Raw genomic sequence first — 12730 nt, 5'->3', positions numbered from 1 at the left:
CATGAAGGGAAAATCGAGTGAGAGCTTAAACTTTACCTTTACTTCGAACAATAATTAACAAAGATAGAACCTATGTTTTTAAGACCATCGTTCTATTTTTTTATATAATTGAAATTCTGTTGGCTTTGCCATAAGTATTTTCTTTCGTCTCGATTTTCTTTCCCAAAGGCTTTTGGTCTTGTAATCGGTTCGGTTTAATGGTTTTATTATATAAACCATTAAAAGGAGTACTTCTATGAATACTTTATTTGAACCCATTATCCTGCCAAATGGCACTGTCATCAAGAACCGTTTTTTCAAGTCAGCCATGAACGAAGCTATGGGGACGCGCAATCTGCAGCCTAAAAAAGAAGTAGTCAATCTCTACCGCCAGTGGGCACAAGGTGGAGCGGGCCTAGTCGTGACTGGCAATGTCATGGTGGACCCAACCTCTTTAGCGGAGCCTGGGAACGTCGTCTTTAATGAACAGTCTGACATGACAACCTTGAAAGAATGGGCTCAGGCTGGTCGCACCAACGGCACAGCCATCATGGTCCAAATCAACCACTCTGGCAAACAAGCGCCTAAAACCGTCAATAAGCAGCCAGTGGCCCCAAGTGTAGTCCCTATCGAGGGTTCCATGGCTAACCTTTTCAATGCTCCACGGGCTTTGAGCAGAGAAGAAATCAAGGACCTGGTGCAAAAATTTACCACAGCTGCCAAGGTGGCTAAAGACGCTGGTTTCTCTGGTGTGCAAATCCATGCAGCCCACGGTTACCTGATCAACCAGTTCCTGTCTCCACATGACAACCGTCGAACAGATGAATACGGAGGCAACCGAGACAACCGAATGCGGTTCCTAGTTGAGATTTACCAAGGTATGCGGACTGCCTGTGGGGCGGATTTTCCAATCGGCATGAAGATTAACTCTGCTGATTTCCGTGAGGGTGGCTTTAGCGAGGAAGATTCGCTCTATGTCATCCAGGAAATGGAAAATCTGGGTCTTGATTTTATCGAGATTTCTGGGGGGAATTACGAAAAGCCGACCATGTCTGCCAGCACCAGCAAGGGCAAGAATAAGGTCTTTTTCGCAGACTACAGCAAGCGTCTTAAGAATCTGGTCAAGATCCCTGTGATTGTGACGGGTGGCATTCGCTCTGTGGAATCCATGGTCGAAGTCTTGGAAACCAATACGGCTGACTTTATTGGCTTGGCCCGTCCTATGGCCATTGACCCTGCGATTCCAAACAAGATTGCAGAAGGAAGCTATGAGACCATCGAAACCCATCATTTGTCAACAGGGATCAAGGCCTTGGACCGCAAGGTGGCTTCTCTCCTGGGAATCGTTTATTACCAGTTGCTCATGCACCAGTACGCCAAGGGCAAGACGCCACAGGTGACGCGCAATGCCTGGCCGTCGCTCCTCCACGCCCTCTACACTCAGGGCTTAGCGGGGCTCTTCCCTCAACGCGCTAAATAGGAGAAACACATGGAAACCAAATACCAAGACTTATACCAGACCATTCAGAGCCAGTTGGAGACGGCCAGTCCTGTCCTTCAGGCTATCGGTGACCCGACCAGACTTCATATCCTGCTGTCTATGATGGCCCTGCCCTGTCAGACCCAAGGTGGGGCTCGGGTTGGTGCCATCACAGAGCAGACCCATCTGTCCCGCCCTGCCATTTCCCACCACCTAAAAATTCTCAAAGAAGCAGGGATTGTCAGTATGCGGTCCGAAGGAACCAAGAATTTTTACTACCTGACTACAGAGGGTTCGAGTCTGGAGCAACTACAAGACTTGCTCAACAATATCATGCAGCTCAATACCTTGCTTAATAAGGAGGCACATCAATGACCGCTCGAAAAATCCTGGTCGTTTTGACCAATCAAGAAACCTACGGAACTGACCTAGAAAAGACGGGGCTCTGGCTGGCAGAGGCGACCGAGTTTGTCGAGGAAGTGACCAAGGCTGGCTACGCTGTGGACTATGTCAGTCCCAAGGGTGGGCGCGTGCCACTGGATCCGCGCAGTCTCAAGCCTCTCTACGCCAAGGCTGATGCTAAAGCCATCCTAAATAGCCCAGACTTTCAGGAGCGGGCCCTGACCCATTCCCTCACACCTAGCGACGTTACACCATCTGACTACGTCGCCATCTACTACACTGGAGGTCACGGAGTAGTCTGGGATTTTCCAGATAATGGCCCATTGCAGAGCATCGCAGGGGAAATCTACCAGCAGGGGGGGCTATATGTCCTCCGTCTGCCACGGGGTAGCAGGTCTTCTCAACATCAAGGACGAGCAGGGCAACTACCTGATTGCAGGCAAGAAAATCACAGGCTTTACCCAGATGGAAGAAGTCCTCAGTGGCAAGGTCAAAAAGGTGCCCTTTGGCACGGAAAAGGAGGCCATCAAGCGTGGGGCTGATTTCTAAAAGAAACTTCCCTTTACCAGCTTTGTCATTCGTGATGGCCAGCTCATTACCGGCCAAAATCCTATGTCTGGTCGTGCTGTGGCTAAGAAATTACTTGAGGCTTTGGAAGAAAAATAATGTTCCCGCGTTGTAAAATGAAGTGCAACAGAAAAGACATGTTCATCTGATATACTAAAGTCTCCAACCACAGTATAAAGGAAAACAAACATGTCCCATACTCATTCTAGCACAAAACGCTCCTATCATCACCTATCAGAATCAGAACGCGGGCAAATTCAAGCCTATCTCTCTCAAGGATTCAAACCAGCAGAAATTGCGAGATACTTAGGTAGAAATCGATCGACAATCTCTCGTGAAATCAAACGAGGGGCTGTTAAGCAAGTCAAACGGGTTAACGGTAGGAAAACTTACCACGACCAGTACTTCGCTGATACAGCCCAACATCGCTACTGCCAAAGACGAGAAAATCGGCATTACCTGAAGCTTGATAAAGTTTCTGCTAGATTCTTGTCTGAATTTGGAGAAGCGATGACTGCTAAGAACCTGTATTCACAAAATTATAGAGCCCTTAAAAGACGACTAATGTGAGATAGCTTGATAAAAGCCAACTCTGACGATACGGATTTTTCAACATCCTTAGCTAATCTTTGAGAGTGGTTCAACCAAGCAAAAGTTCGCTCAACACCCCAACGCTTAGGGATCATTTGCTAGCCACCCTTGATTTTTTCAAAAATATCTACTGGGCAACCAAACTCCTCAATCATCATCTCCTCAAAACTTTTCCGATAACCAGCATCAGCTGAAAAAGCCTTGACGGTCGGACATTGTACCATCACTATACGAGTCACTAAAATGCCTGATTTTGTGTCGTGTAAATTAGCTGCATGAACCACCACATCAAGAAGATTTCCCATTGTATCAACAACGATGTGACGCTTCCTCCCTTTGACTTTTTTACCGCCATCAATCCCACGTTCCTCTGCAACATCTGTTGTTTTCACGCTTTGAGAATCAATGATAGCATAGGTTGGAGAGGCTGCTCTACCAGCTTTCAGTCGCTTTTTTTGACAAGTTCCGTCAAAATGGTGTCCCATAAGCCACTCTCCTTGGCACGCCGAAAGAAACTCCAGAGGAGGGAAATCATGAGGGAGCATGCGCCATTGGCAGCCTGTTTTAGTGATATACAAGGTTGCATTTACAAGTTCTCGTTTAGACCATTTATAGGTGCGGTGTTTAGAGAAATAGGGTTCAAGTTGAGCCCATTCTTGATCGGTTAAATCAGTGTCATATGCTTTTCGTGTCATATCTTTAGTTTAATATTTTTTTGTGAATACAGGTTCTAAAATTTTTATTTATAGTCTTATTTATGGTACATAATATCAGTTTTAACCTTTGACAAATTGTAAGAGGGATTTTAGTAATTTTTTGACTTATTTATCTAATTTTTGCAGATTTATAAGCATATAGAAAGAGTTGGGTTATCATGGTATAAGAACTAGCAATGGCTAGTTCTTTTTCATCTCTCGAATTTATGGTAAAATAGTAAGGATAGTATGTAACCAGAAAGGGCAGAAATGGCTCAATTTTATTTTAAATATGGCACCATGAACTCGGGCAAGACCATCGAGATTTTGAAGGTGGCCCATAACTACGAGGAGCAAGGCAAGCCAGTTGTCATCATGACGAGCGCTTTGGATACAAGGGACGAATTTGGGGTCGTCTCCAGTCGGATTGGGATGCGCAGAGAAGCAGTGCCGATTGGCGATGACATGAATGTCTACGACTACATCGCAAACTTACCTGAGAAACCTTACTGTATCTTGATTGATGAGAGCCAGTTTTTATCTAAACAGCATGTCTATGATTTTGCCCGTGTGGTGGATGAACTCAATGTCCCTGTTATGGCCTTTGGTCTCAAGAATGACTTCCAAAACCATCTCTTTGAAGGATCGCGTGAGCTCTTGCTTTTGGCCGACAAGATTGAAGAAATCAAGACTATCTGTCAGTATTGCTCTAAAAAGGCAACCATGGTCCTACGGACAGCAAACGGCAAGCCTGTCTATGAAGGTGAGCAAATCCAAATCGGCGGCAACGAGACTTATATCCCAGTCTGCCGCAGACATTATTTTAATCCGGATATGTAACTTATAAATCTGTTACTCAACTGAACTATAGGAAAGGAATTGAACACGCCTATGACACTGTAGGTGTATTCAATTTCTATATAAAATAATACCTAAAATAAAGAAAGGAATTGAACACGCCCTAAAAGCTACGGAAAAAAGATAGATTGTCTAGTGTGCCTTCACACAGCGCCAATCTCCTATTTTTCTCTTGCTTTCTTTACGGGCTTTGTATCTTAGTTTATGAACATTTACGATCAATTACAGGCGGTGGAAGACCGCTACGAGGAACTTGGTGAATTGCTCAGTGACCCAGCTGTGGTCTCTGATACCAAACGCTTTATGGAATTATCACGCGAGGAAGCAAACACCCGTGACACAGTGGCAGCATACCGTGAGTACAAGGCGACCATCCAAGCTATTGCGGACGCGGAAGACATGATTAAAGAAGCAGGTGGCGACAGCGACTTGGAAGAAATGGCCAAGGAAGAGCTCAAGGCTTCAAAAGTTGCCAAAGAAGAACTTGAAGACCGCCTAAAAATCTTGCTGTTGCCAAAAGACCCGAATGACGACAAGAACATCATCTTGGAAATCCGTGGTGCAGTAGGGGGGGATGAAGCGGCCCTCTTTGCAGGTGATTTGCTTACCATGTACCAAAAGTATGCGGAGAGCCAAGGCTGGCGCTTTGAAATCATGGAGACGTCCTACAATGGTGTCGGTGGTATCAAGGAAGTCGTGGCTATGGTGTCCGGGCAATCTGTCTACTCTAAACTCAAGTATGAGTCTGGTGCCCACCGTGTGCAGCGTGTCCCTGTGACAGAAAGCCAAGGCCGTGTCCACACCTCGACAGCGACCGTTCTCATCATGCCCGAAATCGAAGAAGTCGAATACGACATCGATCCAAAAGACCTCCGTGTCGATATCTACCACGCCTCTGGTGCGGGTGGTCAGAACGTCAACAAGGTCGCCACTGCCGTTCGTATTGTTCACTTGCCAACAAACATCAAGGTAGAAATGCAAGAAGAACGGACCCAGCAGAAGAACCGTGACAAGGCTATGAAGATTATCCGTGCGCGGGTGGCGGACCACTTTGCCCAAATCGCTCAAGACGAGCAAGACGCAGAGCGCAAGTCTACGGTTGGTACAGGAGACCGTTCAGAGCGGATTCGGACTTACAACTTCCCACAAAACCGTGTGACGGATCATCGTATCGGTCTGACGCTTCAAAAGTTGGATACGATTTTGTCTGGGAAAATGGACGAAATTGTGGATGCTTTGGTGCTCTACGACCAAACGCAAAAACTAGAAAAACTGGCTAACTAATGACCTACGGACAGCTCATTTCACAGTTGGAAGACAGAGTCGAAGCAGCTGGCGAAGAGCGAGCTGCCCTGGCCTATGTCTTCAAGGAATCGAAAAAATGGACGACCACGGAATTTGTCCTTAACCTGCAAACGCCTGTGCCAGAGTCTGACTGTGAGCTCCTGGAGCAGATTTGTGACCAGCTCTGCCAACACGTTCCGGCCCAGCACATTACGGGCAAGGCCTATTTTCGGGATTTGACCCTGGCTGTCAACGAACACGTGCTTATTCCTCGTCCTGAGACCGAGGAGTTGGTGGAGCTGATTCTAGCGGAAAATAGCGGAGCGGACTTGACAGTCTTGGACATCGGTACGGGCAGCGGTGCTATTGCACTGGCTCTCAAAAAAGCCCGTCCAAACTGGCAGGTGACGGCTAGCGACCTTTCGTCCAAAGCGCTAGCCATTGCCCAGAAGAACGCGCAAACAGAAGGTCTGGATGTGACCTTTGTCCAGTCGGATGTTTATGAAAACCTCGCAGGCCAGTACGACCTCATCGTGTCCAATCCGCCCTACATTGCTTATGCGGATGAGGACGAGGTAGGGCAAAATGTTCTCCTGCATGAGCCCCACAGCGCGCTCTTTGCGGACAAAGATGGCTATGCGATTTATGAGCAAATCTTGGCGGATGCCAAGGCTCATCTGACAGAGTCTGGAAAAATCTACTTTGAGATTGGCTACAAGCAGGGAGAGGGCTTGCAGGAGTTAGCGGCAACGTATCTGCCATATAAGCAAGTCCGTGTGCTCAAGGATGCTTTTGACAAGGATAGGATGGTGGTGCTAGATGACAAGTGAAGCGAAAATCCGAACGATTATGGAAGAGGGTGGGGCAGTTGTCCTGCCGACAGAGACGGTCTATGGTCTCTTTGCCAAGGCCTTGGATGAAGCAGCAGTAGAGCATGTCTACGCCCTCAAGCGTCGTCCAAAGGACAAAGCCCTCAATCTCAATGTTTCGAATCTGAACGATATTTATAAGTTCAGCCAAAATCAACCGTTTTTTCTAGAAAGAGTGTATAATAGATTTATGCCAGGCCCCTTGACCATCATTCTAGAAGCGAACGACGCCGTTCCTTTCTGGATAAATTCTGGCTTAAAAACAGTTGGTTTTCGGGTGCCTAATCATCCTAAAACCTTGCAGCTCATCGAGGAACACGGCCCTCTCATCGGTCCTTCGGCCAATCTTTCTGGTCATGCTAGCGGTGTGTCCTTTGTAGACATTCTTGCTCAATTTGACCAAGAAGTGACGGGTATCGAAGACGATAAGGCTCTGACGGGACAGGATTCGACGATTTTAGACCTCTCTGGTCCCGTCGCGAAAATCCTCCGCCAGGGAGCCATTACTCAGGAAGACCTGCAAGCAGCTGTGCCAGAGTTGGTGTTTGAATAGAGGAGATAGCTATGCTACGAGAACTACGTGATGCAGACCTTGAGCAAATCAGAGATATCAATGAATTTTCTCTTGGTTATCCGACATCGCTTGAACTGGCCCAACGTCAATTTGCAAAGCTTTCGCAGGATTCGCAGCATATTCTGATTGGGTATGCGGATGAGAAAACTGATCAGCTGCTTGGCTATGTCCATGCGCAGGTCTATGAAAATTTGTATTCGGATGCGGGTCTGAATGTTTTAGCACTGGCAGTTCATCCCGAAGCTCAAGGTCGTGGGATTGGCAAACAGCTCATGGCGCGTTTAGAAAACGTTGTACGGGAGCAAGGTTACGAGTTTATCCGCCTGAATTCTGGTGCTCATCGTCTAGAAGCGCATGCTTTTTACGAAAACATCGGCTATGATGGGGATAAGACACAAAAACGGTTTATGAAATATCTTTAAAGGAGAACACAGATGATTTTTGACAAAGAAGACTACAAGGCTTACGATGCGGATCTTTGGAACGCGATTGCGGACGAAGAGAAACGCCAGCAAAACAACATCGAGTTGATTGCCTCTGAAAACGTTGTATCTAAGGCTGTTATGGCAGCTCAAGGCTCTATCTTGACCAACAAATACGCAGAAGGCTACCCAGCAAAACGTTATTACGGTGGTACAGAAGTTGTCGATGTCATTGAAGACTTGGCCATCGAGCGTGCTAAGGAAATCTATGGTGCTAAATTTGCCAATGTGCAGCCTCACTCAGGTAGCCAGGCTAATGCGGCAGCTTACATGGCCTTGATTGAAGCAGGCGACACGGTTCTTGGTATGGACCTGTCAGCTGGTGGTCACTTGACCCATGGTTCTCCTGTCAACTTCTCAGGTAAAACCTACAACTTTGTGGCATACGGTGTGGACAAAGAAACAGAACAATTGGACTACGCAGCGATTTTGGAGCGTGCTAAAGAAGTTCAGCCGAAACTTATCGTAGCTGGTGCGTCAGCATACTCTCGTACTATTGACTTTGCCAAATTCCGTGAAATCGCAGACGCTGTTGGTGCCAAACTTATGGTCGACATGGCTCACATCGCAGGTCTGGTGGCTGCTGGACTTCACCCAAGCCCAGTTCCTTACGCTGATGTTGTGACAACAACAACCCACAAAACCCTTCGTGGCCCACGTGGTGGTCTCATCTTGACCAACGACGAAGACTTGGCTAAGAAAATCAACTCAGCTGTCTTCCCAGGTCTCCAAGGTGGCCCACTTGAGCACGTCATTGCTGCTAAAGCGGCTGCTTTCAAGGAAAACTTGGACCCTGCCTTCAAGGAATACGCACAAAACATCATCACCAATTGCCAAGCCATGGCTGAAGTCTTCAACGCCCATGCCAAATTCCGGGTCATTTCTGGTGGTACTGACAACCATGTCTTCCTTGTAGACGTGACCCAAGTCATCGAAAACGGTAAGGAAGCGCAGCATTTGTTGGATGAAGTGAGCATCACTCTCAACAAGAACTCTATCCCGTTTGAAACCCTGTCACCATTTAAGACCTCTGGTATCCGTATCGGTACGGCCGCTGTGACAGCACGTGGATTTGGTGTAGATGAATGCCGTAAGGTAGCAAGCCTCATCATCAAAGCCCTTGAGAATGCGGATAACGAAGCAGCTCTAGAAGAAGTACGCCAAGACGTGCGTGCTTTGACAGATGCTTTCCCACTTTACAACTAAGATTAGAAAGAACCGATGGATTTTTACATTAAAAAAATTGTCATCCATCAATTCTCTCCAGATGATACCGAGTTGGTCTTGGCGGACCATCTCCTGCAGATTACGCCAAAGATTGACGAATACTTCCGTAAAAAACTGACCAAGGTTTTCTCTGATGAAGCCAAGCGTGGTCAGTTTGATGCGGACAATATCTTTATGAGCAAGCTGACAGATGACTTTTTGGAGTCATCTGTTCACGTTTCTCAGCTCTGGAAGGAAGAATTTATCATTTCCGAAAATCAAAAGACCAATGATCTAGTCTTTATCGGATTCGAGAAGGATGGCATCGAACATTTTGCCTTCTTGCGCCTGAGCTTGCGCGAGAGCCTTATTCATAGTGGGGACAGTGAAAGCCCCCTTAAAACCACTCAAAACAGCCTACCAAGTGCAGCCCAAACACCAGACGAAGCCCTGGTGGTCAACTTGCAGACCAAGCAGTATTACCTGATTGAAAAACGGATCAAGCACAACGGTGCTTTTTCCAACTATTTCTCTGAAAATGTCCTCAGTGTTCAGCCTGAGCAGTCGGTCAAGAAGTCTATTAAACTGGTAGAACAGGCTGCACAGAAGGTAGCCGATCAGTTTAACCGGGATGACTTTGCCTTCCAGTCTAAACTCAAGTCCGCTATGTTTACAAATCTGGAAGAGGACCAAGAATTGTCTCCTGAAAAGCTGGCTGACCAGCTCTTTGATGACAACTTGACTGCTCGTCTGAGCTTCGTAGACCAGCTCAAGGAAGCCATTCCAGCTCCAGTCAAGGTGTCTGATATCGACCATTCCCGCCAAATCAAAAAGTTAGAGAGTCAAAAACTCTCCCTCTCTAACGGGATTGAGTTGATTGTCCCCAATCGGGTCTATGAGGATGTGGAGTCCGTTGAATTTATCCAAAATGACAACGGTACCTATTCCATCCTTATTAAAAACATCGAGGATATCCAGAACAAGTAATGTTGAAACGGATAGGACGAATTTTTCTTCTTGGTATTTTCTGCTTTGCTCTGCTATGGTGCTGGAGAGTCTATAGCAATGTCAAGCAGGTATTGACCTATGAATCCATGGTTGAAGAAGTGTTAGCAGAACATCAATCCAATGCTGATGAGGATTTAATATTAGCTATGATTTATACGGAGACCAAGGGAAATGCTGATGATGTCATGCAGTCGTCTGAGAGTGCGACAGGTATGGCTAACTCTATTACAGATAGCAAGACCAGTGTCCATCAAGGTGTAACTGTACTGACAGAAAATCTGGCTTTAGCAGAAGAAGTAGGAGTCGATGTTTGGACAGCGGTACAGGCCTATAATTTTGGCCAGAATTACATTAACTACGTGGCTAAAAATGGGGGTGTATCAACAGTTGAGCTAGCGCGTAGCTATTCGCGCGAGGTTGTCGCACCGAGTCTTGGCAATACGATTGGCGAAACATACCGTTACTATAATCCAATTGCCCTTGTTTATGGTGGTGGTGAATTGTACAAGAACGGTGGGAATATCTATTATGCTAAGGAAGTGCGTGTCAACCGCCTCTTGATTCAGGTTGTGCGTCTGTTTTTGAACGATTAATACTCTTCCAAAATCAAAGCTATTCGTTATTCGGTTTCCTTGCCTAACTCCAGTTATGTCTGTATCAAGCTGCCTTGTCTAATGAGATTTTAAGTGAGTATAAATCAGAGAGGGAGGCTAGGACAAAAGTTTGCAGCTTCTTTTGAGTGGACTATAATGCTCTGATTTCGTCAGCTCTGACAGCCCTAGCGGCCAATCTCAAAAGGCTCCAAGCCCGTTGAGCTATGCAAGGTGGGAGTTTCAAAGGTCTGTGAATAGACCTTTGGAAGTTGGAAATAGTGCTGACAATGTCAGTGCTAAACGGTCTAGGGATTGACCGTTTTAGCCTGAGCCTAGAAATATAAGAGCGAAGAACTCTTTCAAATTTTTTGAGTTCGGTCCCGCTCCCATTTTGATGTAAAATGGCCTGGTTATGAAAGGAATACATGAAGGATTTACTGAAATATTTTAAGGGGTATATCGTAGAAACCATTCTCGGTCCCTTATTTAAACTCTTTGAAGCCCTGTTTGAATTGCTGGTACCTCTGGTGATTGCCCGCATTATCGACCATACGATTCCTAGCGGTGACCAAGGGCAACTGAACAAACAGATTGGCATTCTATTTGGATTGGCAGCCTTGGGGATTTTGGTGGCTCTGATTGCCCAATATGTGTCGTCCAAGAGTGCAGTCGGTTTTACCAAACAGCTTAATCAGGACCTGTTTGAAAAAATCATGTCCCTTCCCAAGGAAAGTCGGGATCAAATTGGGACTTCTAGTCTCGTTGCACGTTTAACTGCGGATACCCTGCAGATTCAGACAGGAATTAATATTTTCTTGCGCTTGTTTTTACGGGCACCAATCATTGTCTTTGGTGCCATTATCATGGCCTTTAGCATTGATGCGCACCTGTCCCTGTATTTCCTAGTCATGGTGGCAGTTCTCTTTGTTATCGTATTTGCGGTGGCTCGCCTGCTCAATCCTCTATATGCGACCATTCGGAAGAAGTTGGACACACTGGTCAATCAAACCCGCGAGCAGTTGCAAGGCATGCGGGTTATTCGGGCTTTTGGTCAAGTAGAACGGGAGAAACAGGCCTTCCAAGAGACCAATCAAGCTTACACTAGCCTTCAAATCAAGGCAGGAAATCTGTCTAACTTGGTCGCACCCCTGACCTTCTTAACCGTTAATGTCACCCTGCTCATTGTCTTATGGCAAGGAGGTATGCAGGTCGGTGGTGGTTCTATGAGCCAGGGAACCTTGGTAGCCTTGGTCAACTACCTCCTGCAAATTTTGACTGAGTTGCTCAAGGTTGCCATCTTGGTGACCAATCTCAGTCAAGCTTTTGTATCCGCCAAGCGGGTATCGGCTATCTTCTCAGAAACCTCAGAAGACCTCAACCAACCCCTGCCTGAAGCTGTTTCTTTAGACCTGGTTCTGGATGTTGCAGAACTCTATTTCAGCTATCCCGAGGCCCATGAGCCGGCTCTGGAGAATCTAAACTTCCAGCTTGCCAAAGGAGAGAGCCTTGGTATTATCGGAGGAACGGGCTCTGGTAAAACCAGCCTGGTCCAGCTGCTCTGCCATTTGTATCAACCTACTAGTGGACGCCTCCAGATCTTCGCCAATGGTCAGAGTCCAAGAACCATTGCTGACTGGCGGCAGTGGGTGGGCCTTGTTCCTCAAAAAGCCGAGCTCTTTAAGGGAACAGTCCGTAGCAATCTCATGCTGGGTCTCAGCAACGAACCAGTCTCAGACGACCAAGTCTGGCAGGTACTTGAAAAAGCCCAAGCCAAGAAATTTGTGGCGGAGAAAGAGGGCGGCCTCGAAGCACCGGTGGAAGCTTTTGGTCGTAATTTCTCCGGTGGCCAGCGCCAGCGGCTAACGATTGCCAGAAGCCTGATGCAAGAGCGTCCGTTTTTGGTGCTTGATGACTCCACATCTGCATTGGACTACTTGACGGAGAGCAAGGTCTTGACCACTCTAAAAGCGATGGCTGTCACCCTTGTCATGGTCTCCCAGCGCACGCGTAGTCTCCAGAGCTTGGATAAGATTTTGGTGCTCGATGAGGGGAAACAGGTTGGTTTTGGTAGCCATGAAGAGCTTCTAATGACCTGTCCAGTCTACCGAGAGATCCATGAGTCCCAGCAGGTGTAGAAAGGAG

12 protein-coding genes and 2 pseudogenes are annotated in these 12730 nt (G+C 46.8%); 13 read left to right on the top strand and 1 reads right to left on the bottom strand.

All coding sequences use genetic code 11. The features are described 5' to 3' along the window. Positions 1-235 precede the first annotated feature (235 nt). The 4 genes and pseudogenes from ACFORF_RS05845 to ACFORF_RS05830 form a co-directional block, all read left to right on the top strand. Positions 236-1459, top strand: a complete 1224-nt coding sequence (locus ACFORF_RS05845; RefSeq protein WP_380426313.1) for an NADH:flavin oxidoreductase/NADH oxidase family protein — start codon at positions 236-238, stop codon at positions 1457-1459. A 9-nt stretch (positions 1460-1468) separates the two neighbouring features. Continuing rightward, positions 1469-1834: an ArsR/SmtB family transcription factor gene (locus tag ACFORF_RS05840; protein ID WP_380426311.1), complete on the top strand. Its 366-nt coding sequence runs from the start codon at positions 1469-1471 to the stop codon at positions 1832-1834. Next, positions 1831-2527 (top strand): annotated as a pseudogene (locus ACFORF_RS05835) (type 1 glutamine amidotransferase domain-containing protein). The gene ACFORF_RS05840 and the pseudogene ACFORF_RS05835 overlap by 4 nt, the downstream one beginning before the upstream one ends. A gap of 90 nt (positions 2528-2617) precedes the next feature. Beyond that, a pseudogene (locus tag ACFORF_RS05830) lies at positions 2618-2950 on the top strand (helix-turn-helix domain-containing protein); the annotation flags it as partial. Positions 2951-3117: 167 nt separating this feature from the next. Here the strand turns inward: ACFORF_RS05830 and ACFORF_RS05825 are convergent. Next, complete coding sequence (locus ACFORF_RS05825) at positions 3118-3714, bottom strand: IS5 family transposase (RefSeq protein WP_380426309.1); 597 nt, start codon at positions 3712-3714, stop codon at positions 3118-3120. A gap of 270 nt (positions 3715-3984) precedes the next feature. On the opposite strand from ACFORF_RS05825, the gene ACFORF_RS05820 reads away from it, so the two are divergent. The 9 genes from ACFORF_RS05820 (at position 3985) to ACFORF_RS05780 (ending at position 12723) form a co-directional block, all read left to right on the top strand. Further along, positions 3985-4554, top strand: a complete 570-nt coding sequence (locus tag ACFORF_RS05820) for a thymidine kinase (RefSeq protein ID WP_380426307.1) — start codon at positions 3985-3987, stop codon at positions 4552-4554. A 222-nt stretch (positions 4555-4776) separates the two neighbouring features. Beyond that, positions 4777-5856 (top strand): peptide chain release factor 1, encoded by a 1080-nt coding sequence (prfA, locus tag ACFORF_RS05815; RefSeq protein ID WP_380426305.1) that lies wholly within the window; start codon positions 4777-4779, stop codon positions 5854-5856. Further along, positions 5856-6686, top strand: coding sequence for a peptide chain release factor N(5)-glutamine methyltransferase (prmC, locus tag ACFORF_RS05810; RefSeq protein ID WP_380426303.1), 831 nt, complete (start codon positions 5856-5858; stop codon positions 6684-6686). The genes prfA and prmC overlap by 1 nt, the downstream gene beginning before the upstream one ends. Next, positions 6676-7278: an L-threonylcarbamoyladenylate synthase gene (locus tag ACFORF_RS05805; protein WP_380426301.1), complete on the top strand. Its 603-nt coding sequence runs from the start codon at positions 6676-6678 to the stop codon at positions 7276-7278. The genes prmC and ACFORF_RS05805 overlap by 11 nt, the downstream gene beginning before the upstream one ends. Before the next feature lie 11 nt (positions 7279-7289). Continuing rightward, positions 7290-7721 carry a GNAT family N-acetyltransferase gene (locus ACFORF_RS05800; protein ID WP_380426299.1) on the top strand — a complete coding sequence of 144 codons (432 nt, stop codon included), beginning with the start codon at positions 7290-7292 and terminating at the stop codon, positions 7719-7721. 12 nt (positions 7722-7733) lie between these two features. Further along, positions 7734-8987, top strand: a complete 1254-nt coding sequence (gene glyA, locus ACFORF_RS05795) for a serine hydroxymethyltransferase (protein ID WP_380426297.1) — start codon at positions 7734-7736, stop codon at positions 8985-8987. Between the two features lie 15 nt (positions 8988-9002). Continuing rightward, positions 9003-9974, top strand: coding sequence for a nucleoid-associated protein (locus ACFORF_RS05790; RefSeq protein WP_380426295.1), 972 nt, complete (start codon positions 9003-9005; stop codon positions 9972-9974). Then, a complete protein-coding gene (locus ACFORF_RS05785; protein WP_380426293.1) occupies positions 9974-10588 on the top strand; it encodes a lysozyme family protein in 615 nt (204 codons plus the stop codon). Before ACFORF_RS05790 ends, ACFORF_RS05785 begins: the two co-directional genes overlap by 1 nt. 425 nt (positions 10589-11013) lie before the next feature. Then, positions 11014-12723, top strand: a complete 1710-nt coding sequence (locus ACFORF_RS05780) for an ABC transporter ATP-binding protein (protein ID WP_380426291.1) — start codon at positions 11014-11016, stop codon at positions 12721-12723. Positions 12724-12730 lie beyond the last annotated feature (7 nt).

The sequence above is a fragment of the Streptococcus caprae genome, from assembly GCF_042649745.1.
In the GTDB taxonomy this organism is placed as follows: Bacteria; Bacillota; Bacilli; order Lactobacillales; family Streptococcaceae; genus Streptococcus; species Streptococcus caprae.
The sequence above is the reverse complement of the archived record's forward strand: the minus strand, read 5'-3'. Positions and strand labels throughout refer to the sequence as shown.